This is a genomic window from Bacillus sp. FSL W8-0848 (assembly GCF_038007805.1).
GTDB lineage: Bacteria > Bacillota > Bacilli > Bacillales > Bacillaceae > Bacillus > Bacillus glycinifermentans.
In genome coordinates this window covers 814,480-838,686 of the sequence record NZ_JBBOYB010000001.1, presented here as the reverse complement: position 1 = coordinate 838,686, position 24,207 = coordinate 814,480, and the positions used below count along the sequence as shown (strand labels likewise).

The 24,207-nt window shown below is 44.4% G+C and carries 20 protein-coding genes and 2 pseudogenes; 5 read left to right on the top strand and 17 right to left on the bottom strand.

What is annotated here, in order from left to right; all coding sequences use genetic code 11:
- Window positions 1-34 precede the first annotated feature (34 nt).
- Window positions 35-1,192: an MFS transporter gene (locus NSQ39_RS04365; RefSeq protein WP_046130397.1), complete on the bottom strand. Its 1,158-nt coding sequence runs from the start codon at window positions 1,190-1,192 to the stop codon at window positions 35-37.
- A gap of 114 nt (window positions 1,193-1,306) precedes the next feature.
- Between NSQ39_RS04365 and NSQ39_RS04360 the strand changes: the two genes are divergently transcribed.
- On the top strand, window positions 1,307-1,615 hold the full coding sequence (locus NSQ39_RS04360; RefSeq protein ID WP_046130398.1) for an ArsR/SmtB family transcription factor: 309 nt from the start codon (window positions 1,307-1,309) through the stop codon (window positions 1,613-1,615).
- Between the two features lie 31 nt (window positions 1,616-1,646).
- Here NSQ39_RS04360 and NSQ39_RS04355 read toward each other — a convergent pair whose 3' ends face one another.
- The 3 genes from NSQ39_RS04355 to NSQ39_RS04345 form a co-directional block, all read right to left on the bottom strand.
- Window positions 1,647-3,536: an ABC-F family ATP-binding cassette domain-containing protein gene (locus tag NSQ39_RS04355; RefSeq protein ID WP_046130399.1), complete on the bottom strand. Its 1,890-nt coding sequence runs from the start codon at window positions 3,534-3,536 to the stop codon at window positions 1,647-1,649.
- Between the two features lie 83 nt (window positions 3,537-3,619).
- Entirely contained in the window at window positions 3,620-5,044 is a 1,425-nt protein-coding gene (locus NSQ39_RS04350) for an SLC13 family permease (RefSeq protein ID WP_175075895.1), read from the bottom strand.
- A gap of 171 nt (window positions 5,045-5,215) precedes the next feature.
- Entirely contained in the window at window positions 5,216-5,854 is a 639-nt protein-coding gene (locus NSQ39_RS04345) for a TetR/AcrR family transcriptional regulator (protein WP_046130401.1), read from the bottom strand.
- Window positions 5,855-6,002: 148 nt separating this feature from the next.
- Between NSQ39_RS04345 and cyoE the strand changes: the two genes are divergently transcribed.
- Complete coding sequence (cyoE, locus tag NSQ39_RS04340; protein ID WP_175075894.1) at window positions 6,003-6,920, top strand: heme o synthase; 918 nt, start codon at window positions 6,003-6,005, stop codon at window positions 6,918-6,920.
- A gap of 201 nt (window positions 6,921-7,121) precedes the next feature.
- On the opposite strand, the gene NSQ39_RS23040 is transcribed toward cyoE, so the two are convergent.
- The 6 genes from NSQ39_RS23040 to NSQ39_RS04310 form a co-directional block, all read right to left on the bottom strand.
- Window positions 7,122-7,523, bottom strand: coding sequence for a methyl-accepting chemotaxis protein (locus NSQ39_RS23040; RefSeq protein WP_373688018.1), 402 nt, complete (start codon window positions 7,521-7,523; stop codon window positions 7,122-7,124).
- Between the two features lie 465 nt (window positions 7,524-7,988).
- Complete coding sequence (locus tag NSQ39_RS04330) at window positions 7,989-9,446, bottom strand: aldehyde dehydrogenase family protein (protein ID WP_046130404.1); 1,458 nt, start codon at window positions 9,444-9,446, stop codon at window positions 7,989-7,991.
- A 113-nt stretch (window positions 9,447-9,559) separates the two neighbouring features.
- Window positions 9,560-9,940, bottom strand: coding sequence for a LysR substrate-binding domain-containing protein (locus NSQ39_RS04325; protein WP_175075911.1), 381 nt, complete (start codon window positions 9,938-9,940; stop codon window positions 9,560-9,562).
- Window positions 9,941-9,959: 19 nt separating this feature from the next.
- Window positions 9,960-10,352, bottom strand: a complete 393-nt coding sequence (locus tag NSQ39_RS04320; RefSeq protein WP_175075892.1) for a LysR family transcriptional regulator — start codon at window positions 10,350-10,352, stop codon at window positions 9,960-9,962.
- Window positions 10,353-10,434: 82 nt separating this feature from the next.
- Window positions 10,435-12,054 (bottom strand): NAD-dependent malic enzyme, encoded by a 1,620-nt coding sequence (maeA, locus tag NSQ39_RS04315; RefSeq protein WP_175075891.1) that lies wholly within the window; start codon window positions 12,052-12,054, stop codon window positions 10,435-10,437.
- Between the two features lie 26 nt (window positions 12,055-12,080).
- Window positions 12,081-13,529, bottom strand: a complete 1,449-nt coding sequence (locus NSQ39_RS04310; RefSeq protein WP_202049264.1) for a DASS family sodium-coupled anion symporter — start codon at window positions 13,527-13,529, stop codon at window positions 12,081-12,083.
- 247 nt (window positions 13,530-13,776) lie between these two features.
- Between NSQ39_RS04310 and NSQ39_RS04305 the strand changes: the two genes are divergently transcribed.
- Window positions 13,777-14,730 carry an AEC family transporter gene (locus NSQ39_RS04305; protein WP_175075889.1) on the top strand — a complete coding sequence of 318 codons (954 nt, stop codon included), beginning with the start codon at window positions 13,777-13,779 and terminating at the stop codon, window positions 14,728-14,730.
- 394 nt (window positions 14,731-15,124) lie between these two features.
- Here NSQ39_RS04305 and NSQ39_RS04300 read toward each other — a convergent pair whose 3' ends face one another.
- Window positions 15,125-15,895 carry a hypothetical protein gene (locus NSQ39_RS04300; protein ID WP_046130408.1) on the bottom strand — a complete coding sequence of 257 codons (771 nt, stop codon included), beginning with the start codon at window positions 15,893-15,895 and terminating at the stop codon, window positions 15,125-15,127.
- 178 nt (window positions 15,896-16,073) lie between these two features.
- Between NSQ39_RS04300 and NSQ39_RS04295 the strand changes: the two genes are divergently transcribed.
- Both NSQ39_RS04295 and NSQ39_RS04290 read left to right on the top strand, forming a co-directional pair.
- Window positions 16,074-16,412, top strand: a complete 339-nt coding sequence (locus tag NSQ39_RS04295; protein ID WP_046130486.1) for an ArsR/SmtB family transcription factor — start codon at window positions 16,074-16,076, stop codon at window positions 16,410-16,412.
- Window positions 16,399-16,617, top strand: a complete 219-nt coding sequence (locus NSQ39_RS04290) for a hypothetical protein (protein ID WP_046130409.1) — start codon at window positions 16,399-16,401, stop codon at window positions 16,615-16,617. The genes NSQ39_RS04295 and NSQ39_RS04290 overlap by 14 nt, the downstream gene beginning before the upstream one ends.
- An 84-nt stretch (window positions 16,618-16,701) precedes the next feature.
- On the opposite strand, the gene NSQ39_RS04285 is transcribed toward NSQ39_RS04290, so the two are convergent.
- The 6 genes and pseudogenes from NSQ39_RS04285 to NSQ39_RS04260 all read right to left on the bottom strand — a co-directional run bounded on the left by NSQ39_RS04285 (window position 16,702) and on the right by NSQ39_RS04260 (window position 24,203).
- Window positions 16,702-17,421, bottom strand: a complete 720-nt coding sequence (locus NSQ39_RS04285; protein ID WP_046130410.1) for a YebC/PmpR family DNA-binding transcriptional regulator — start codon at window positions 17,419-17,421, stop codon at window positions 16,702-16,704.
- Between the two features lie 108 nt (window positions 17,422-17,529).
- Window positions 17,530-18,434 (bottom strand): annotated as a pseudogene (locus NSQ39_RS04280) (DMT family transporter).
- Window positions 18,435-18,492: 58 nt separating this feature from the next.
- Window positions 18,493-19,104, bottom strand: a pseudogene (locus NSQ39_RS04275) (aminotransferase-like domain-containing protein); the annotation flags it as partial.
- Window positions 19,105-19,576: 472 nt separating this feature from the next.
- Window positions 19,577-19,699, bottom strand: coding sequence for a PhrK family phosphatase-inhibitory pheromone (locus tag NSQ39_RS04270; RefSeq protein ID WP_082094083.1), 123 nt, complete (start codon window positions 19,697-19,699; stop codon window positions 19,577-19,579).
- Window positions 19,699-20,808 (bottom strand): tetratricopeptide repeat protein, encoded by a 1,110-nt coding sequence (locus tag NSQ39_RS04265; RefSeq protein ID WP_175075887.1) that lies wholly within the window; start codon window positions 20,806-20,808, stop codon window positions 19,699-19,701. Before NSQ39_RS04265 ends, NSQ39_RS04270 begins: the two co-directional genes overlap by 1 nt.
- 236 nt (window positions 20,809-21,044) lie before the next feature.
- Entirely contained in the window at window positions 21,045-24,203 is a 3,159-nt protein-coding gene (locus NSQ39_RS04260; RefSeq protein WP_341014292.1) for a type I restriction endonuclease subunit R, read from the bottom strand.
- Between the last annotated feature and the right edge of the window lie 4 nt (window positions 24,204-24,207).

Below are 24,207 nucleotides of genomic sequence, written 5' to 3'. Positions count from 1 at the left end.
AGGCTGCCGTCACAAACGGCAGCCTCTCGGATGATTACAAAGTCTGTTTCAGTATTTTGCTGTTTTTAAACAATAAGATTGAGAGAATGTATAATACCGCTGTGAACATGGCAACCGCAAAAAATCCGCCGAATCGGGAATATAACAGTCCGGCAGCCGATGCTCCCGCCGTTTGCCCTATGTACATACAGGAATTCGCCAATGAAGCGATCGTCCCTCTCGAATGAGGCGACAAGCTTTGTAAAAGGCTCATCATCAATGTAAATACGATCCCCGTAATAAAGAACATAATAAAAAAGTTAATCTCGGCAAATGAAAACTGCTTCGTTTGCGCAAGAACGACATACAGTACGGTCAAAATCGCAATCCCGGCATACAAAGAAAAAGCCCTGCCCAGCTTTGCGACCAAATGAACGCCCAATGTGCTTCCAAATACGTTCCCCAATCCTAAAATGAGCATTGCCGTTCCCACTTGACCGACATTGAACCGAAAATCATCCGCCAGCCATGTGCCCAGAAAAGAAAAAGCGGCAAAATTTCCCATTTGAAAGATAAAATAAGCGAAAAATGTTTTCAACACCTTCGCTTCAGACAACAGCGTCCTGTAGCGGGCCGCAAGCGGAACCTTTTCTGCTGCCTGCTGATGCGGCTTTAAATCGGGCAAAACGAAATGAATGAGCCCTGCGAAGATAAACGAGCATGCTACAAGGATCAAAAACGGAGCAGACCAATGAATGGATGCCAAATAACCGCCGAGCGGCAAGCCGAGCATCTGCGAAAAAGATAAACCGGCAGCAGCGATCCCCATGCTTTTTACCATCCGCTCTTTCGGAACAAGCGTTGGAATCGAAGCCCACACTTGCGGCGTCACAAACGCAGCGCTCAATCCGGCTGCAAACCGCAGCAAAATCATCGTCCAGAAATTCGGGGCAAAACCGCATAACAAGGTGCTCGCACCGAAGGCGGCCATCCCCCAGGTCATCACCGTTTTTCGATTCAGCCCGTCAGACACCGGACCGGCGATTAAAGCGAATAAAGCGTAGCCGAGCGCATATGCACTCACGATCCAGCCGGACATTTCTACAGGGACGTTGTACAGCTCCCTTAAAGTCGGCAATAAGGGAGACGCTAAAAACGTATCTGTCCCAATCATAAACATGATCCAAAAGAAAAGCGGAAGCACCTTTTTCAAATATTGTCACCCTTTCGGTTTATTCTATTGTTCGAATATATTCGAACAATAGAATAATAGCACCACTTATGCTACAATTCAAATCATAAGTATATGTAAGGCAGGTGAATCACATTGAGGACGCTTTACCACCCAAACCGGGATGACATCACATTATCCGCTGTCCTTTACGCACTAAGTGATCAATACAGGCTGCAAATCATTAAAAATCTCGCTGAAGCCGGAGAACAGTCGTGCAGCGCAGTCAATATTCCCATCCCTAAATCAACCCTTTCCCACCATTTTAAAGTGCTCAGGGAATCGGGAGTGATTCATACAAGAATAGACGGGACACAGCGTTTTATTTCGATTCGCGAAGAAGACTTAAACAGCCGCTTCCCCGGGTTGCTTCAAGCCGTTTTGAACGCATCTGAACCGTTGTAGCATGAAAAAACTGCCGGGGTTCTCCCGGCAGTTATGATTGTTCAAGCTCCTCGATCATCAGCGAAAGCTCGGTCCAGCGCTCCATTGCCGCCTCAAGCTCTTCAGCCGTTTTCTTTTGGTCTTCCATCAAGGTCTGGATTTTTGCAAAATCGCTGCCCGCTGCGGCGATTTCCTCGTCCAATTGTTTATGCTTTTCTTCCAAAAGCGCGATTTTATCTTCAATGCCTTCCCATTCGAGCTGATCTTTATAAGATAGCTTTTTCCTTTTCTTTTTCTCAGGTTTTGCAGGCGCGCTTTCTTCAGCAGCCGGTTTCTGGCGGCTTTGTTCCTTCTGCTTGTCCATATAATCGCTGTACGATCCCTGAAAGCGCGAAATGATGCCGTTTCCTTCAAACACGAGCAGACGGTCGACGACCCGGTCAAGGAAATAGCGGTCATGGGATACCGTAATGACGACGCCCGGGAACTGATCCAAATAGTCTTCGAGCACGCCGAGCGTCTCAGTATCCAGATCATTTGTCGGCTCATCGAGAAACAGGACATTCGGCTCCTCCATCAGCACTTTCAGCAGATAGAGGCGCCGCTTCTCGCCGCCTGACAGCTTGCGGATGTAGGTGCGCTGCACACGTCGCGGAAAGAGGAACCTTTCCAGCATCTGTTCGGCGGTGATCACCTCACCGTCGGCCGTTTTGACGACCTCGGCCGTCTCTTTAATATATTCGATCACTTGCAGCGAATCGTCCATCTCGCTGTGATCCTGCGTATAATAGCCGATTCTGACGGTTTGGCCGATCGTGATGGAGCCCGCTTCAGGCTCGAGGCGTCCGGCCAGGGCGTTTAACAGCGTCGTCTTGCCGATGCCGTTCGGCCCGATGATGCCGACGCGGTCGCCGGGGGCGATGAGCTCTTGAAATGCGGTGACAAGCTTTCTTCCGCCGCGGCTGATCTCCACTCCTTCAGCTTCGATCACCTGTTTCCCGAGACGGTGGGAGCCGATCGCAAAATCAAGGGATGAAGCGGCTTCAGGCGCTTCCTGCTCCTTCAGTTCCTCGACGCGCTGAATTCTCGCTTTCTGCTTTGTCGAACGGGCCTTTGCCCCCCTCCTCAGCCAGGCGAGCTCCCTTCTGAGCAGGTTTTGCCGCTTCGTCTCGTTTTGTTCGGCGAGCGCCTCCCGTTCAGCCCGCTTCTCTAAAAACACTTCGTAGTTTCCTTTATACGTATAAAGGCTGCCTCGATCAAGTTCGTAGATCCGGTTCGTCACCCGGTTAAGGAAGTAGCGGTCATGGGTTACGAGGACGACCGAGCCTGGATAGCCGCTCAAATAACCTTCAAGCCATTCGATCGTTTCATTGTCGAGATGGTTTGTCGGCTCATCCAAAATGAGAAGATCTGCAGGCTGTATCAACGTTTTGGCGATCGCCACCCGCTTTTTTTGGCCTCCGGAAAGGGCTCTGACTTCTTTCGTCACGTCCGTAACGCCGAGCTTCGTCAGGATCGTTTTCGCCGCCGTGTTCGCGTCCCAGGCGCCGTGCTCATCCATTTTCCCTTGAGCGGCCAGCAGGTTTTCCTGTTTCTTCGGGTCTTCGGGAGAGGCGTTCAGCTCCTGCAGCGCTTTTTCATACGCCCTCATCGTCCGCATCATCACGGAATCGCCCGAATAAATATGTTCAAGCACCGTATGGCTGCCGTCCAAGTCCGGATCTTGATGCAAATACTCGGTATGGAGGCTGCCGGCTCTCGTAATCTCTCCTTTTTCCGTCGATTCATCGCCGGCAATCACCTTGAGCAGTGTGCTTTTCCCTGTTCCGTTCGGTCCGATCAAGCCGATCCGCTCGTTTTCTTCGATATGAAACGATATATGGTCAAACAGTGTTTTATCTCCGTACGTTTTATATAAACCTTCCGCTTTTAAAATGCTCATGTGTCTACCAATCCTCACCTAATGTCATAGCTATATTTTAAATCAGTTAATGAAAGAAAACTAGTGAGAGGTTTATGGGCATTTTACTGCAAAACGGCGGGGAGCAGAAAATATACGCCTGTAACGATGATCAAAATGCCCGCGACATTCAGCCAAAACCCCGCTTTGATCATATCCTTCATACTCAGCACATTTGCGCTGAAAACGGCAGCATTCGGCGGAGTCGAAATCGGCAGCATAAATGCGCACGAGGATGCGAGCGCGGCCGCCGCCATCAGCCCGTACGGCTCAACATGAATCGCAGCGCCGAGTCCCACCGTCATCGGAATCACCATATTGGCGACAGCCGTATTCGACATAATCTCCGTCATGAATAAAATCGCTCCCGTTAACACGATTAAAACGAATAAATAAGGATGCCCTTCCAAAAGCTTCAGCTTTCCGGCGATCCATCCCGTTACATCCGTCTCGGAAAAACCGGCAGCCAGCGACAACCCGCCTCCGAACAAAAGGAGCATCCCCCAAGGCAGCGACTGCATATCCTTCCATTCCAAAATCCGTTCGTCCTTTGTGCTCGGGATTAAAAAAAGCAGAAGCGCCCCGAGGATCGCAATCGATGTATCGGATATGTCAAACGGAAGCACGAATTTAAACATCCATAACAGAGCCGTCATCAAAAACACGGCGAACACCGTCTTCTCCTCCCGCGTCATCGGTCCGAGCGCATGCAGGTCATGATCGATGAAATCAGGCTTTTCCCCTTCAAAGCGGCCGACTTTAAACTGCACCTTCGTCAAATAAAAATATAAAATAACTAAAAAAAGAACGGTAACCGGAAAACCGAATAAGAACCATTCAAAAAACATAATCTCCCGATTCAGCATCTGTTTGGACATTGCCGCAAACACCGCATTCGGGACAGATCCGATCAATGTGGCAAGACCGCCGATTGATGCGGCATACGCTACGGACAACAGAATGCTCTTGCTGAACTTCTGAAGCGAATCCCCTTTTAAAATCCCTTTTTCCCGCACTTCTTTAATGACGGCCAGCGCAACAGGAAGCATCATCAAAGCGGTCGCGGCATTTGAAATCCACATCGACAAAAACGCCGTCGCCACCATCACGCCCAGCACAATCCGGTAGCTTTCCGCACCGATCCGCTTCAAAATATGCAAAGCCATCCGCTGATGAAGATTCCACTTCTCAATGGCGATCGCAATGATAAATCCGCCCATATACATGAAAACGATCGGATCGCCGTATGCTTTAGCCGCCGTGTCAATATCTAAACCGCCTAACGTCGGCAGCAGAATGACAGGCAATAAAGACGCCGCCGGAATCGGCACGGCCTCCGTGATCCACCAGACGGCCGTCCAAGCCGTCACAGCCAGGACCACCCGCGGCGCATGGGCCAGCTCCGCCTCGGGAATCAGGCCGAAAATCAGCAAAAAACCGATCGGCCCCAACCATAATCCGGTCAGCTTTGTTTTCGTGTATACCTTCATACCCTTCCCCCTTGTGAAAGCGATTTCCTATACCACTTTCGATTTTGGAAGGGAAATTCCTTTTGAGAATTTAAAATAAAATTTTAATGATTGTGCTCCAGAAAATAAATAAGCCGCCGATCTTGTGGGCGGGCTCCTTCCTTTAAACAGCCTCGGCCTTTTGCAGTAAATTTAAACTGAATCATTTCTATGGCCGTCAGTAGGATTTTCAGGGGTTAGGAGCATATCTTTTAGTGCTTTTCCATATAAATTAGCCGGGACCTTTTCTTCATTAATAAAATTAAATATAGCAAGACCATTTTCTAATGAAAAAATGGTCCATGCGATTTCTTCCGGAGATAGAGCACTATTATGATTCTCTTTCGACATTAATTTTGCAACAGACTTAGAGATCTGATCCACGGACTCCATAATCATGCAAGACCATTTAGAGCGAACCGGCTCATTACGCATTGCATGAAGAAGAAACTCCGTATTTAAAATAATCCACTTTTGATTTTCATTCGTCACTGAAATAAAATGCTCATTCATTGCTTCAATAAAATGTGCAAGTGAATCCTGCTGGTCTATTATTTTATCGATGTTATTCACATGTAAATTCATTTGCTGTTCCAATAATGCAAGAAAGAGTTCTTCCTTGGATTTAAAATTAGAATAAACTGCACCCTTACTAAATCCGGCATGTTCAGCAATTTTTTCAACGGAAGCTCCATGAAAGCCAAGCTCTGAAAAGATCTCAACAGCCGAATGTAAAAGCATTTGCCTCGTTTCCTCTTTCCGCTCTTTTTGGTTTAACCTTCTCCTAAGCATTCTTCTTCCTCCTTCTCTTGACAATCATACCATAAAGAATTAACATACCAATTAGTATCTAAATACTAATTGGTATCTAAATTTATCCCATTCATCACAACACTTCTCTAGCCGGATTTTAAGATAATCAAATAAAGGAGAAGAACAAATGCAAATTGAAAACAAAATAATAACGGATAAAGAGACTGCCTCAACAAAATTGGCACAAACCATTAAAACAGGAATTATTAAATCTAACCTTATTCCGATGTTTGCCGGATTAACATTAGCTTTATATACTTATAAAATCAGCCTTTTTGAAAAATTGCCAGAAATAATTTTCGCTTTGGTTGGTTCAATTTTGGTAATGGGGGCGGCAGGAGCTTTTAATAACTTATTTGACCGAGATATAGATTCCATCATGGAGAGAACCAAAAACAGACCGACTGTAACAGGAGAAATTAAGACTAAAACAGTTTTATGGCTTGGTACCTTTATGGCGCTTTTCGGAATCGCCATTCTTGCGTTGACAACTTCTCTGGCAGCACTCCTAGGATTTCTAGGATTGTTTTTTTATATTGTCCCGTATACCATGTGGAGTAAAAGAAGAACAGTTTACAATACAGAGGTTGGAAGCATCGCTGGAGCTATGCCGCCTCTCATTGGATGGGCAGCTATTTATCCGGATGTTACGCATCCTGCTATTCTCGGTCTTTTTGTTATCTCTGTTATATGGCAAATGCCTCATTTTTATGCTATAGCTATTCGAAAGAATGATGAGTATAAGGCTGCGAAAGTCCCAATGCTCCCAGTTGTCAAAGGAGTTAAAAGAACATATATACAAACCAATATTTATTTAATCATCCTCATTGGAACAAGTGTCCTTTTTTATTCTTTAAGCCTTGGACTTATGCTCGTTGCCCTTCTTTTAAGTTTGATATGGTTTGGTCTTAGTGTATACGGTTACAAAAGAATGGATCCGGAAAAATGGGCAACATATATGTTTATTTACTCTTTGTTTCATATGACAATTCTTTTTTCATCTGTCATTATCTATTCTCTTATAGGCATTATTTTCAAATTATAGTATAAAGCTATCATTTGAGGTTTATGTCATCGCTTCCTATTCGCTTGTTGAGAGAAACTGTCCTGACGGGCATACAAGTTTGCTCAGCAGGTACCAAAACACGTCACATTGTGCTTCATAGAAGTAACATCATGCATCCTCCAGCCACCCGCTAAAAAAGCCGCCGGCTCATCCGGCAGCTTCCGCTGTTCAATCTATTTTTTAGTCTCCCACATGATATTCCGCCATCTTTGCGAGGTTTTGCGCGTTGCTGCTGATTTCCTGCATGGTTGCCGAAATTTGTTCAACACCGGCAGCCTGTCCGCTTGTATGCTCGTTGATGACTTCGATCGACTGTTCGAGCCCTTTCAATAATGCATGAATCTTTTTCGTGATTTCGTCGATCTGTCCGACGTTTTCTTTCGAATGCGTTGCAAGCTTTCTGATTTCGTCGGCCACAACCGAGAATCCTTTGCCCGATTCGCCCGCTCTTGCAGCCTCGATCGCCGCGTTCAGCCCGAGGAGATTGCTTTGGTCTGATATGCCTTTTACGGTGACGGAAATTTTCTCGATTTCTCCGGCGCTTTCGCTGACTTGCTTTGCCTGCTTGGAGATGTCGGACATTTGCTCGGAAAATCCGCTGACAGATTCGGCGATGTCCTGAATGGCTGTAGCGGTCTGCTCAACAATGACCGACAGGTTTTCGGCAACGCGGTGAAGCTGATCCGATTTTTCAAGGCTCGTGCCGAGTCCGACGCCGCCGATGACCCGGCCTCTTTCGTCATGGAGCGGAATCGCCCTTGCCATAAGCGGAAAACCGAACAGCTCCTTCGGCACAAGGCTCGATTTCATTTGATTCTGACGGATCGCGTCTGTAATAATGTCCCCTTCCTGCAAGGGATCACCGGGCTTCACATTCAGGGAAAAAGTTTTCCCGGGAATGTTGATGATCAGTTTTTCCGTATCATAAATCCCGATTGTCACATCATCCTGAATGAGCGCATTCAGGAAAGGGGCGACCTTTACAAATGCGTCCAAAAGAGGATGGATTTCTGTCTGTACTGCTTCGTTCATGTTGTAAACCTCCTTTTAATATGGAAAAACCCTTTTTTGATGCTGGACAGAGATCCACTTCAATGTCGTAAACTCATCAAGGCTCCATTCTCCGTTCAGCCTTCCGAGGCCTGACTGTTTTTCTCCGCCGAAAGCGATGTGCGGCTCGTCGTTGATCGTGGTGTCATTGACATGGATCATTCCCGTTTCGATCTGTTTGGCGAGCTCCACGCCGCGTTCCACATTCCCCGTATGAACGGCTCCGCTTAACCCGAACGGTGTGTCATTCGCAATTCTGATGGCTTCCTCTTCCGTTTGAAACGGCATGACACAGACGACCGGCCCGAACAGCTCTTCCCGCGCAATCGCCATGCCCGGCTTTACATCTGTTAAAATCGTCGGTTCGACGAGATTGCCTTTAATTTCGCCTTTGATCAGCGCAACCGCGCCTTCTTCGATTCCTTTTTCTACGGCCTTGCGCAGACTTTCCGCCTGGCGTTCATTAATGACAGGGCCGATAATCGTATCCGGGTCCATCGGATCTCCCGTCTTAAGAGCTGACACCTTTTGATAAAATAATTTCAAAAAGGCCGGATACACCTCTTTTTGAACGAGAATCCGGTTGGCCGACATGCAGATTTGCCCCTGATGGGTGAAGCGGCTGAATGCCGCGGCATTGACCGCATATTCCAAATCGGCATCCTCCAGAACGATCAGCGCGCTGTTGCCGCCAAGCTCAAGCAGCGGTTTTTTAAAGTGCTTGACCGCAAGCTGGCCGATGTAGCTTCCCACCTTTGTCGAACCCGTAAACGAGATGATCCTTGGGATCGGGTGTTCAACAAAGCTGTCTCCGATCTCTTCGATGTCCGTAACAACAACGTTTAAAAGCCCCTTCGGAAGCCCTGCTTCTTCAAATATTTTTGCAATCAAGGTTCCGCCGCAGATCGGCGTTTCCTCATGCGGCTTCAGCACTACGCCGTTTCCCGCGCCTAGCGCCGGAGCAACCGATTTGACAGATAAAAAGAACGGAAAATTGAAAGGGCTGATCACCCCGACGACGCCAGCCGGAATCCGGTACAGGCGATTTTCTTTTCCATCGACAGGGGAAGGCAGAATTCTTCCTTCCATCTTGAGCGGAAAACCGGCCGCTTCTTTGATCATATTGATGACAAGATCGATTTCAAAAGCCGCTTTCAGCCTTGTCCCGCCCAGCTCTTCCATAATGAGAAACACAATCGCTTCTTTATGTTCCTCAATATAGGCGGCCGCTTTTTCCAAAATCGCCCGTTTCTCATATGGGCCGACGCGGTCCCATTCTTTTTTCGCTTTCACTGCCGCCTTATAGGCCTGATCGATGTCATCCGGCGTCGCTTTGTGAAAAGAGGCGATCGTTTTTTGTGTATAGGGGTTCAGATCTGCCAAGACGCTCTCGCTTTGGCCGTCTCTCCACTCCCCTCCGATGTATTGGCGGTTGAGATCGGTAATTTGAAACATTGTTAGGCCATCTCCTATCAAACAGTTTTGGGAAAAGTTAGACTACATCATATGTATCGGCTGACTTTCAAGGAAATTCAGGTACCCGCCGTTTTTTTGACATAAAAAAGATTTTACCGGGCGATTTCGGTAAAATCCTTGTGCGCTTCGCACGCCTCTTTTTCGTGGGCTTGAAACAGTTCGATAATTGATTTTTCTTCTTCGCTCAGCGTATGGTTTTTATTAAAGCAAATCGATACGTAAAAATAAGGGATGACCTCTTCATCAAGAGGAACCATCGCGATGTCTTCCGCGTCTGAAACGACCATTCTGCTTAACAGGCTGATCCCGCAGTCGACGGCGATCAAAGCTTTCAGCGTCTGGATTTTATCCGTTTGATAAACGACCTTCGGCTTGATCCGGTATTTTTTTGAAAAGTACTGAAAGGCCGTGCGGTGTACGAACGATTGGCCGAGCAAGAGCATCTTTTCATGCTCTACTTCCTGAAAGTTAATGTTGCTGCGGCCGCTGAATCTATGCTGCCTGGAGGTGCATTACCAAATTAATGAAAGGCAAAAGCCCTTTATCATCGATCTGCTTCATGATATCAGCGGCGTAGTAGCCTCCGATGATCGGCGGCAGCCCGAGGCGTATCGTCGGGTGGTTAAACTCTCTGATTTCCCTGACGGTGTTTTCGACTTCTGTTAAAATATGCCCGGCTTTTTTCTGCAAAAATTGGCCGGCAATCGTCAATTCGACGGAGCGGTGCGACTTATTGATCTCGAACAGCTTCACGCCGAGCTCATCTTCGAGGCGGTGAATCGCAAAGGTCACGGATGGCTGTGACACATAGAGGGCTTCTGCGGTCTTTGTAAAACTTCTCGTATAGCAAAGCGTCTGAAAATACTCTAAATCTTTTAAGTTCATATCACAGGTGTCTCCTTTGTTAAAAGGCTATCATTTGTAAATGATAGCCTCTCTTCCGGAATGCTTACAAGTGACAGTTTTGTTAATATCCCGGCTCCCATATTAAACGGCTGACTTCTTCTTCGGCATGTGTGATTTCTTTTTGATTGACTCCGTCTTCAACCGCCTGATTCACAACGGCTTCAGCGACGATTTTTGAGACTTTTCTCATCTCGGCGACCGGAGGCAAAATGGCCGCTCCTTCAACTTGCGGATTGACCAAATCGCCGACGGCCCGCGCCGCGGCTGACAGCATGTTTTGCGTGACGATTTTCGCTTCGGCGGCGATGATTCCGAGGCCAAGTCCAGGATACATCAGCGCATTGTTGCCTTGCCCGATCTGATAGGTGACGCCATTGTATTCGACATCATCAGACGGAATTCCAGTACATACCAGGGCTTTGCCGTCCGTCCATTTGATAACGTCGGCTGCTTGTGCCTCGATCAGCTTCGTCAGATTTGAGATCGGGAAGATCGCCGGACGCTCGACGTGTTTCGCCATTTCTTTGATCGCACCTTCAGTAAATGCCCCCGGCGTAGTTGATGTCCCGACCAAAACAGTCGGTTTCACGAAGGCGATAATGTCTTGTAAATCTTTATACTGCTTGCCGTTCATTTCGCCATGAGGACGTGCGAATTTTTGTTGGCCGTTCGTGAGATCCGGCATGTCATCCGTCAATAATCCTTGTTTATCGACTAAATAAAACCGTTTTTTCGCTTCTTCTACAGTGATGTCCTCCGTCCGCAGCATCTCTTCCAGAATTTGATTGGCGATTCCGACACCAGCCGTCCCTGCCCCGAAAATCAGCACCTTTTGTTTATTTAACGGGATGTTTGACACTTTCATCGAACCTAAGAGAACCGCTAAAATGACGATCCCCGTTCCCTGAATATCGTCGTTGATCGTGCAGATGTCTGATTGATATGTTTCGAGAATCTTGGCTGCGTTCGCACGGCCGAAATCTTCCCAGTGAAGCAATGCTTTCGGGAATGAATTTGTGACTTCTTTCACAAATTTGTCGATAAATTGGTCATAAGCCTCGCCTCTCACCCGTTCGTGTTTATTTCCCAGGTAATGAGGATTGTCCAACAGCTCTTTGTTATTCGTCCCGACATCAAGGACTACGGGGAGAACCTGGTTCGGATTAATGCCCGCAGCCGCCGTGTAGACGGCTAATTTCCCGGTTGCGATTTCAACTCCGTTGATGCCGCAGTCGCCCATCCCTAAAATCCCTTCGCTGTCTGTCACAACGATTAACCGAATATCCCGTCCGCCGGCAAAGCTTTCAAGCGCCGCTTTCATATTGTCCTGATCATGGATTGACAAATAGACGGCATCCGGGGAAACAAAACGATCGCTGTATTCCTCAATCGCCTCAGCTACGACAGGATCATAGACGACCGGCATAAATTCGACAAGGTGCTTTTCCATCGTATAGTAAAAAAGCGTCCGGTTTGTTTTGTAAATATCCATTAAAAAGATTCTTTGCTCAAGACGAGTTCCCTTTTTTTGATATTGGCTGTAAACTTGCCGCTCCTGTTCGTCAATCGTTTGAACGACGGGCGGAATCAAACCGTTCAGCCCTAATGCATCACGTTCTTCTTGTTTAAATACGGTTCCTTTATTCAATAATGGGTTCGTTAAAATACCAATATTTGACATACTATTTCCTTCTCTCTTTTTTATATTTACATGATTCCGATCATGTGCCACCAAAGCATGCCAAGGCCTGTCCAAATCGCAAACGTCAAAGCGGATACGGCGAAGCCGAGGCTGAACCACGCTTTTGAGGAAACATACTCAGAACTGAAATAAAGCGGTCCTGCCAGCGTTCCGTAATTGGTCGGCTGCGCGCACAGCGCCGTCAGGAAAGCCAAATACAATGCGGATGCGACAGGCGGAGCGCCCATGCCGATCAAAATCGCCAAAAACGGCGTATAGAACGCATTGACGTGAATGATCAGGCTCGTAAAGAAATAATGACTGTAATAGTAGATCAAACCTAACACAACGAAAGCGACGCCCCATGACAAACCATGGACCTCCGCGCCTACAGCGTTGCTGAACCATTTGATAACGCCGAAGCGATTGAGCTGAGCTCCCATCATCAACAGCGGTCCGAGCCAGACGAGCAGGTTCCAGGCGCTCTTCTGTTCCGGAATATCAGACCATTTAATAACGCCAAAGAAGACGAGCATCGTGACCCCGATAAAGGCCGCAATCGTTGTGGAGACGCCGAGCGCATTTCCGAAAATCCACAATAAAATCATGACGAGAAAAGAAATCAGCATGTAGATTTCCGAGCGTTTGACCGGACCCATTTTCTCCAGTTCCTTTTGCGCCATCGCCGGTGCTTCGGGCATTTTCGTAATTTCCGGTTTATAGACCAGATAGATGAACAGCGGGATCACGACTAATGAGACAACCGCCGGCAACAACCCGGCCAACGCCCATTGCCCCCACGAAATGTGGACACCGAGTTTGTCCGCCAATGACACCGCGATCGGGCTCGTCGAAATCGCCGTCAGAAATATAGCCGATGTCAGCAGATTAGCGTGGAATCCTAAAATCACAAGGAAAGAGCCAATCTTTCGCGATGTGCCGAGCTTCGGATCAGAACCGTACGATTTCGCCAGCTGCTGGATAATCGGAAAAATGATTCCCGCCCCCCGCGCCGTATTACTAGGAATGGCGGGCGATATCACCAATTCGCATAACACAAGGGCATATCCTAACGTCAATGTCCGTTTGCCGAACAGTTTGACGAACAGATAAGCAATCCTTAATCCGAGTCCTGTCTTCGTAAATCCGACGGCCGCACAATATGCCGCCACAATCAACCAAATCGTGCTGTCACTATAGCCTGAAAAAGCAACTTCACCGCTCACCGTATGCGTCACTGTTAAAATGATCAAATCAATAAATGCATAAAGTCCGAGCGGAGCCGCATTCAATATGCAGCCAAGAATCGTTGCGAGGAACAATGCCAGCACATGGCCGCCCTGAAGAGAAATGCCTTGCGGATAGTGTAAAAACCAAAGCACCGTTCCAACAATGATAGAAATGAGAAACGGAATCGGCTTAAACGCCAGCTGCCGGGCTTTTCTTTCAGGACCGCTTCCCTCAGCCACAACCATCAACTCCTTATTCCATTTTCGGTACGCTGCTATTGTAGACCCGGCGCCCGGCCAAAAACCCCTATATAATTTTTATACGATAATAAATAAAACTAATACGGCCCGCCCCGTCAGGCTATACGGCGTACTGATAAATCTTTCTTATCGGCCTATAAATAAACCGTATTTGTGAGTGTTCTCCCGGCTGAACTATTATTTTACGCAGGGAATATTTCATTTCCATAAATAAAGAAAAGAAGGAATGCACATGAACATTTGGACATCGATTTCAAGCGTCATTATCATTTTGTTATTAATTGCATTAGGGTATATTTTGAATGAGAAGGGCTGGTTTGTGGAAGGATTCAACAAAAGCATTTCAAACCTGATTACAAAAATAGCGCTGCCCTGCTCTATCTTTGTATCCGTCTTAAAGTTTTTCACGAAAGAAAAACTGATCGATTTATCCTCCAGCTTAATCTGGCCTCTGTGCGGGGTCATCATTTCCTATATCATTGCCTTTTTACTATCAAAAGCATTGCGGACGAGAAAAGGCAGAATCGGAACGTTCAGAGCTTCTTTTGTCAACGCGAATGCGATTTTCATCGGTTTGCCGCTGAACATCGCGTTGTTCGGCGAAAAAAGCCTTCCTTATTTCCTTGTCTACTATATTATTAATACGATTTCGCTCTGGTCGCTGGGAGCCTTTTTAATCGCCAAAGACAGCAAAGACGAAGCGCACAGCACGCAAAAAATAACGTTCAAAAAGCTGATTTCGAAGCTTTTGCCGCCTCCGCTCCTGGGCTTTCTGATTTCAATTGTGTTTCTATGGTTCCAAATTCCGGTGCCTGAGTTCGCGAATTCTGCGCTGACATACGTCGGCAACCTGGTCACGCCGCTGTCATTGATTTTTATCGGGATCGTCCTTAACAAATCCGGGCTGAAAAGCATCCGCTTTGACAAAGATACAATCGGCGTTTTACTCGGGCGCTTCATCATTTCGCCGCTCGTGCTGTTTTTGCTGCTTCTGCCGATCCCGCTGTCATCGCTGCTGAAGCAAACATTAATCGTCCAATCGGCTACAGCGACGCCGACCGTCACCCCGATGCTCGCCGCAGAAGCAGGCGGCGATGTCGACTTTGCGACAAACACCGTTGCGACAAGTACGATTTTGTTTATGTTTGTTGTGCCGATTTTGATGCAGTTGCTGCAGTTTGTATAAAGATTAAAGCAGACCGATTTTTTGTGCGGTCTGCTTTTTGCAGAATCCCCCCCTGTCCTAGCTTTTTGTACAAAGACAAGTTATTTCTCGAAGCTACACATAGCTGATTCACACCTCCTAAGGTTCAAATCCAAGTGCGATCATTCATTTAAACAGGGGTATAATCAAATGTCTTAAAATTGTCGGGGCACTCTAAAAATAAATACAGAGTGCCGTAAGCAATCTTAATGAATAAAATATAACTAACTAACATCTTCGAAAAACAACAAAGGCTGAGATGTAGCAAGAAAGAAAAAAAATAGGAAATGACTCTTTTTACTTCAAACGAAAAATGACAGCGTTTAAGCTGTCGAAATTTAATCTAACGAACAAATTATATTTTTTTACAGGGCTATCACTCAGTAAATTTGTAATTTTGATAAACGACAGCAAATTTCTTTTTCTTATTTAGCTTACTTAACTTGATTGTACTGTATATTTCTGATGTGAAAGATTTATATATACCTGAAATCCCCAGTTTCCATTTATACGAACCTCTTGCATTCATATCATGCCCTACTTTTACAGCTTTACCATCAGGAACCGATGTAGAAGAACTAGTGATAATCATTAAAGGATCTGTTCCAGATGTACCATTATCGGATGCATACCTCATTTTCAACCCAAAACTCCCTACCGTATAGTGATTTCGCAGCACGAGAGATCCTAATGTGATACCAAGTGATTTCACACTAACCCTGCATGTAAATCTTCTAGCACCGTATTTTTTTTGGAGTATGTTTCCCTTTGAAAAATCGTATCCAGAAGTCTTTACGAATTCATCTTCAGGTGCCTCAACAACATCAGAAGATTCTAATTCAATAGTCGTTCCCATGCCTAAATCTATTTCTTGATTTTCACCTAATTCAACATCAACTTCATTTAAAGTATTTTGTACTCGTTTCCCTACTTTTTCAAGATATTCAGTCTTCTCCGCATGAGTTGCATCCTCTAAAGCTTGGATAAACTCTTGTTTTTTAACTTGAGTTGATAAATCGCTTTCATCAATTTCAAAAATTTTTTCTTCCAAACTTAAATCTTGTGTTTTTTCCTTTGCACTAGCAGTCCCTAAGGCAGTAGGGAATACTAACAAAAAGGAAAATAATAAGGCTAAAGATCTCTTCATTCCAATCACTCTCCAAATAAAGTAAATTTATTGGGTGTATTTAACTGGAAGTCTATTCAACTAATGTTAATATTATCATATATAATCTCTCTCAAAATTCACACAATTTAACAAACAAATCATTTTTTTGAAAAAACACCTTTTTTTTAGATGCACATGTGTTAAATTATTGTTACATATGAATAAAATAAATGAACCAAACCAATTAATCTTAATTGCAAAGGCCCTTGGAAATCCATTTCGTTTACAGATTTTAACCATCTTATTAAAAGGAGGTTGCTATGTTAGCGAGCTTGCACGCAAGTTAGGAATCAATAGGACATTACTTTATTTACATTTAACCAAACTTGAGGAGGCAGGAGTTATATTTAGTGAAATGAAAGTTTCATCAGATGGTAAAGCTCTAAAGTATTATTATCTAAAGGAATTTTCCTTTACGATTGATAATGATTTGATTGAGAAATTAGCAAAACAAAAATCTACAGAATGTAAGGAGAATAAAGATGGGAGCCGTTGATATCATCACAATTTTAATACCTATATATTATGCAGTAATGGCTGCGCTTGTCATCGTGGGTATCGTTGCCTTAACCAAGGTTGTCAAAAGGTATTTAAGGAACGGTAAACTGGCTGAAGAGAAATTCAAACTTGAAAGCGAGGAAATAAAGGAGATCAAGCAGCGTCTTGATAAAATTGAAGCATTATTAAAAGACGTAGAATAGTATATTCCCCATTCAGCAGTTATGTACAATGGGGCTTTTTTGCAAAAAACCACCCATGATTTCAATCACGGGTGGTGATGAGGATTACTCTCCTAAATCGACATTATGATAAACTTGCTGAACATCCTCCAAATCTTCCAGAGCATCGATCAGCTTTTCAAATTGAGCCTGAGCATCCTCGGGAAGCGTTACTTCGTTTTGCGCGAGCATTGTCAGCTCTGCGACCGTGAACTCGGAGATTCCGGCGTTTTGCAGCGCTTCCTGCACGGCGTGGAATTGATCAGGCTCGGCGTAGACGATCACGGCGTCGTCTTCTTCGATGATGTCGCGGACATCGATGTCGGCTTCCATCAACAATTCAAGCGTTTCATCCGCCGTTTTGCCTTCAAAGCCGATGACAGCCGTCGGGTCAAACATGTATGCGACAGATCCGCTCACACCCATGTTTCCGCCATTTTTGCCAAATGTGGAGCGCACATCAGCAGCCGTGCGGTTGACGTTGTTTGTCAACGCGTCAACGATCACCATCGCTCCGTTCGGACCGAAGCCTTCATAGCGCAGCTCGTCGTAATTTTCCTCAGAGCCGCCCTTCGCTTTTTCGATCGCCCGCTCAATAATCGCTTTCGGGACATTGTATGTTTTGGCGCGCTCAAGCACGAACTTCAGCGCCTGGTTTAATTCGGGATCCGGTTCGCCCTGCTTTGCCGCCACATATATTTCACGTCCGAATTTGGCGTATATCCGGCTCGTATTCGCATCCTTAGACGCTTTCTTTTCTTTTATATTGTTCCATTTACGGCCCATAATGTAACCACTCTCTTTCCATTTCATTCACAAAATCTATTATACCGCAGGGCTTGGCGATTTCATCAAATTGATGCATTAAATTTGCGACATTTTTTTGGAAATCTGCTAGGATGCGAGATTTTGGCCGTCCTCTTTCACAACCACGGTGACAAATATCCCGGCGATCACAAGCGTGATTCCGATCAGGTGGATCATGGTAAATTGCTCCTTCAGAACGATGCCGGATAAGACGACGGCGGAAACGGGCAATACCGACGTGAAAATCCCGGAAATGCCGGCGGAAACCTTCGCCACACCGCTGTACCACAAGTAAAAGGCAAGCACCGTGACGATCAGCGCATAATAAAGCACGTATGACCAATCAAGAAAACCCGGTGCTGTGAAATCGAAAGACAGCGCTTCGATGACGGCAAAAGGAAGAAAAAACAAAAACCCGAACAGCGACACAAACGTGCAATCGCCAAAGCCGAAATATGCGGGGACAACAGTTTTGCCAAAAGCGTAAACATCGCCTCGCCAACCACAGCAGCTGCGATTAATAGATTCCCGATCAAAGCGTGCGGGCTTCCTGCCGCGTCAGCTCCAAACAGATTGATCGTCATCACGCCCATGACAGCGAGCACGATTCCAATCGCCATCCGCTTTTCGATTCGTTCTTTCAATAGAAAAAAAGCCAAAATCCCGGCAGCCATCGGCGTCGTGCTCGTAATCATCCCGCTCTCCCTCCCCGTCGTCAGCTTGACGCCGTAAAGCATGCAGACGCTGAACAGAAAAACGCCGGTAAACGACTGCATCACTAGCACAAACACGTCTTTTTTCGTAAGCGCCGGAAACCCTTTTTCAAAAACAATAAGCAAGGCGATTAAAACGGCCGCCGCGATCAAAAAGCGAATTCCTGACGAAAGAAACACCGGAATCGTTTCGACCATCAGCTTGCCGACGACGACAGAGCTGCCGACGATCGCCATCGCAAGCGCCATTGAGGTGTAAGCCTTCAGTTGATGCTGCATCGATTTTCTCCTGTCTTTATGTATTTAGGGAAATTGTATCAAATTTCCGGAGCATTTTTTATTTTTTTCCGCTTTCTGTCGCTAACGTCTTGATGATCAGGCTTAATTGATAGATTCCCTTTTTAAGATCGCCGGGGGAGGCAAAAGCATAGGATAGCCTGATAAAATTCCCGTTTTCCTGCGCATAGATGCTCCCGGAATTCAGAAGAATGCCTTCTGCCAATGCTTTTGCATAAAGAGATTTCATCGACAGGGGCGGCAGTATGTTCAGCCAAATAAAAAAGCCGCCCTTTGGCACGCTCCATGACGCCAATCCTTTCAAGTGTTCTTCCAAAACCTCCAAGACAAAATCCCTTCTCTTTTTAAGCTGTTCCCTGACGTTTTCGAGGTGCTTCTGATAATGTCCGGTTGTCAGCCATTCGGCGGCCACTCTTTGAGACAGCGAGCTTGAACCGTAGTCTGTCTGCATTTTAATATCTGATAAACGTTCGACGACAGGCTCAGGCCCGACGATCCAGCCGATCCTGAGTCCCGGGCTCAGCGTTTTGGAAAAGCTTCCGATGTACAAAACATGCCCGTTTTGATCCATCGACTTGATCGGAGGGGGCGGAGCCTGGTCGATCCACAGCTCGCGGTAAATATCGTCTTCAATGAAAGGAAGAGCCTCATTATTATCAACTTGAACAACCTGAACCCCTAAAGGCGTCAATCGTTCCTTTGCGACAGGCACATTAGGCAAATAACTTTCTGTAGCATATGCTGACGGTGGAAAAGGGCCCAATTTGGATAAAAACTCCCCGCCGCCTGTTCCCATATCCAACATTGATGTGGCATCTTGAATAAGAGAAAGAGCCATGCTTCCATATGACCATGAGAACAGCCCGCTTGTCATTCTTCCTGTGTCAGTAATAAATGAAAAATCCCAGCCGACAAAAGGTTCATCTGCATGTTTTAATAACGAAAAAAATTTGTGATCATTCATTTTTCATCCCTCCAATTCGTTAAAAGATTTCATACGCCTTCATGCGTTGGAGGGCTTCTTGCAAATGTGAAAGGATGTTATGTTTCGTGTTCTTTCGGTTTCTTCTTAAATTACACCCCATTTCATGATTGCAAAAAAAGAAGCCCTAAAAAGGACTTTATTAACCCCCGACAGGCAATTCCGCTACTTGAACACTTCCTGACGCCGTATTATGGCTCTGGGATAAAGCAGCACCGCCAAAGATCACAACTGTTAACGACAAGCAAAGAATGATTTTTTTCATTACAATCCCTCACTCCCTAATGATCTCATTTTGTTTTCGGCTTTCATGGCTATTTTAGCAAATTCTAGTGCTTTCTTGTAATCTCCTTTGTCTTCAAAATAGCTTGATATGAGCAAAGAAAGGTCGTAAACGCCGTCTAAATCGTTCATCTCATCCAAGGAATGGATGTCATCTTTGATGCTCCCTACGTTTTCACGACAATACAGTTCATATATAATATTTATTTTCTTTTCATAATGCTTATTCCCGTTTTTCTCTAATTCCTCTTGTCCTTTTTGATAATAGTAAAGAGCCGCCTCTGTTTCGCCGATTTTGAAAAACTCCCTGACCAGCATGTAAAGAGAGTTGATATAATAACTCGATTCACGCCACTCTGGATTGCTCAAGGCGTGCTGTACTGCCAGGATACAATCCTGGGATCGGTCTGAATAAGAATAAAGAATGCTGATATTGTGGTGAAGCATCGCCTCTAAAAATGGATCGCCAATCTCTTTTGAAATTCCAATCGATTCCGCGAAGTATTTCTCTGCGTCTTTAAAGCGCTGCATTTGCATATAATTTGTCCCCATGACAACCTGAGAAATCGCCAGCTTCTTTTTATACCCGTCATACATCTTGTAAATATTCATCGCATCTTTTGCATAATTGAGAGAAACCGCATTTTGCCGGAGAGACATGTACAGCCAGGACACTTTGAAATAAAACTCAGCCGCTTCAATATCATCGGGAATCTTCGCTAATTTTTTCTCGGCAACCTTATAAAGGCTGATCGCCCGTTCAACATTCTTGTTGTATGCTTCATGCATCGCCTCAAAAAAGTAAAAATAGTAATCAATCATATCATCCGTCTGTTCGATACTCTTGATTTGCGAGGCATTAAAATAAGATTGGCGCGGCAAACGTTCTCCCCTTGCATCATAAAGCATCATCCGATACCGTTCTTCAAGAAGCGAGTAGTAGACCAGGACATTTTGGTTTTCTTCCATTTCTGTAAACATCGACTTAGCCTTTTCAAAAAGCATTTTTGCCTGTTCAATATCGTGCTTTTTAATCGCCAAATGGAATTCGTTCAAGACACCCGCTACAACCTCAGAAGCGACCTTGTTCATATCAAGCCCCCTCATTTCATTTAAGATTGTTGTTTATCTTTAACATGATCTTATCATATGTGTAAATTTTTGTAATGCCCTTTTGTCAATTAGTGAAGTGGCTCTATGTTAGAGTAAACTGGTTAAACAACAAAAAGTCTTGGTAGTGTTTGACCAAAGCTTTTAATTCAAATCTAAATATTACTTATTTCATTAATCGTTTAAGTCCTGAAAAAGTAATTTTGATCCAAACGGTTTTATCTCAACTCATCATCCAAAGGTACAATGACTTCATCTAATGTCTTTCTCCACTGCCGCTTCATTTCTGGTCCATATTTCAATGGTTTTGCATCTGGATGTACGGCTTTATACTTCTCAAATTGTTTACTGTTGATGATTCGACCAATATTCGGAATCGGATCTGTTCCTATTACATATTGTATCGCGGACAAATGCAGCTCATCTTCTTCCACAAACCACGTATTTGCAAATTCATGAATCGCTTTGTCACGTGCTCTAGTGAAGAAGCTTCGTTTCACTGCAAGAATATCTTCCTCTGCATCTATTTCATTGGCATCAATAGCATTTAACATCGTGCGGTATACGTCTTTAACAATTTCTGATTTCTTCAGTTTTTGAAGTGCATTTTCGATCTCGTCGCGGATGTTCTGATTATTGGCCGAGTATGTTTCTAATAGTCGGTCAATATAAGTTGAGTCGATATCATAGATCTTAACTGCATTTTCTCCATAGAATTCAATGTCTGAGAAATCTGGTCCCGGTCCATCTTGGTTCCCTTCATCTTCGAGTGAACCCTTAACCGTGTTATATATACCAATGTATTCTTCTAAGGTTTTCACCTGCTCTTGAAGTGCTGTTGATTTCTCCATATCATCGTTGTAGTCATTATATGTAACTAAAGCTTCGTATGAATTGTTTAGCTCTTGAAATGCTTTCACGAACTCAATTCGGATTTCAAGAGATGTGTTCTCATCAATATCGGTTGGATTTGGAACTAACGCAGTTAGCGCTTTGTGAGCCTTTTTAAAGCGTTTCTTCGTTTCATCATAAGTCGGATAAACAAGACTAGATTCCTCTTGTGCTTGTGAATATAATTTCGTCGCATTCTTTACATTTTGCTCCATTGTTGAAGGTTTCCGGTATGTCACAATTAATCCTTTTTTCTTTCCTGGATAAGTACGATTGGTTCTAGAGAATGCTTGAATCAAATTCGCATAACTTAAATTTCGATCCACAAATAATGTTTGTATCGTTGGTGCATCGAAACCAGTCAATAACCGATCGACAACAATGACAAGGTCAATTTGTTTACCAAATTCTTTGAACTCTGCTTTCTTACGAGCTAAACGATTGTTAATATCACCATTATATCGTTCAATATCTTCTATCGACCAAGCAGTGTGATAATAATCGTTATATTCCTTAATAATCTCTTTCATTTCATCTTGAATTTGTTTCGAATTGTCTTCGTTTTCTTGAATCGAATAGGTGATCGCAATTCGTGGAAAATCCGGATCTTCAATCGTACGTCCGGTTCGGATCGGATGTCCAGCAAATTCTTTCGTCAACCATTCTGGATCTTTCGTCATTTCCTTGATTGCCCGATAGTAGAGCTTCGCCATATCAATGGAACTTGTTGTTAAAATGGCAGACTTTTGCGGGCGGCCGTTTTGGAAATCAAATTTAGTATAGGCATTATCCGGTCTGAAAATTTTGTGAATAACTTTTTGAATATGATCATCATTTTCAAACGAAGATGGTTCAAGATATGCTTCCTTTTCTATTCCGTCCATTTGATCAATGATGTGATTAATTTCATCTGCAGTCAAATTGGCGTATTTTTCATTTTGACGCAGTTGATTAAAAATATAATTATTTAATGATGTTGGATCAATCGTATCTTCGTGCTCTACTTGAAACCCTAAAACAGCACCATCATCTAATGCATTTTTAATGGTATAGGTGTGCAAAACTTCTCCATATTGATCACGAGTGGTGCGAGCTAATTGACCTTTTGCCTGTTTTTTATTTTCGTTAAATATCGGTGTACCTGTAAATCCAAACCAAGTTGAATTTGGAAAGAATCCCTTAATGACTTGCATCCCTTCTGCACTTAACGCACGATGGCACTCATCCACGACAAAGACAATATGTTGCCCTAGTAGTTTCTTAAAGCGCTGAGTACCTTTTTGCTCCTCTTGCCTTTGGGCATAGCGCAAGGCAGCTTCTAATTTTTGACGAGTGGTAATAATCACTGTATTGGAATTGGCATCAGACAGTAGAGTATCACTTAACTCCTTCGCACTTCCAGTTCCGACAATCAAGCTATTCGATATTGCATCACCAGAAGAAATACCGGTATTAAACTCGGAAGCAAACTTGATGAATTCGGTCGTCGTTTGATTATCTAAGTCTTTTCGATCAATCAGCATAATGGTACGATCTACACCTGCTTTGCGAGCTAATAACTTCGTAGAAACAAAACTTGTCAACGTTTTTCCTGAACCAGTCGCATGCCAAACATAGCCGGATTGATGTTTCATGGCAGATGTAAACAAGGCTTGGATCGCATGAATTTGATACGGCTTTAATACTATTACAGCTTTGTTGTCTTGATCCTCACTTACAATTGTATAATCGGCAATCAATCGATGGGCATCTGGAATATTTAAGACTTGTTTTACAAATTCATAGAGATTTTCTACTTTTCGATTGTCCTTTGTTCGCCAGTTAAAGACAAATTTCTTGTGCATGTCTTTTGGCATCGCATTGGCAAAATAGCGAGTCGTTTGTTCGTTAGAGATAACAAATAATTGAAGAGTAGAAAAGATATTATTTCTAAACATCCCTTCTTCTGAGTATTTCTTGATTTGATTAAAGGCTTGAAATACGCCGTCTTTGGCACTGACCTTTTTCAATTCAATTTGAACAATTGGCAACCCATTGATTAAGAGTGTTACGTCAAATCGGCGATCACGACCATCAACGTTAGACTTTTGTTTCGCAATCTGATGAACAACTTCGTATGTAGAAATTCCGCCACCTATGTCTTGGTTAGAATACAGCACTAAAGACATCGAACCTAAAGAGACATCTTCACGTTCAATCGTAATCCGGGCAATTCCATTTTCCCCTTTGAGCCACCTAGCAGCATCAAAGGGGGTCTGTGTTTTCAATAGTAATTCTGTTTTAATCGTATCGAATTCTTTATCAGTAATTGGATGTTCCCCAATTTCTGATAAGTTATTTTGTGTAATCTTTTGACGCAAGTTCTTCCATAGATCTTCTTCAGATTTTAAATCAGGACGATAATTCCACTGATTATGCCCTTCCCCTAACACTTCGATCAGGCGACGTTCTACCTCTGCTTCGTCTTTATGCTGGATCGTTGTCATGTTT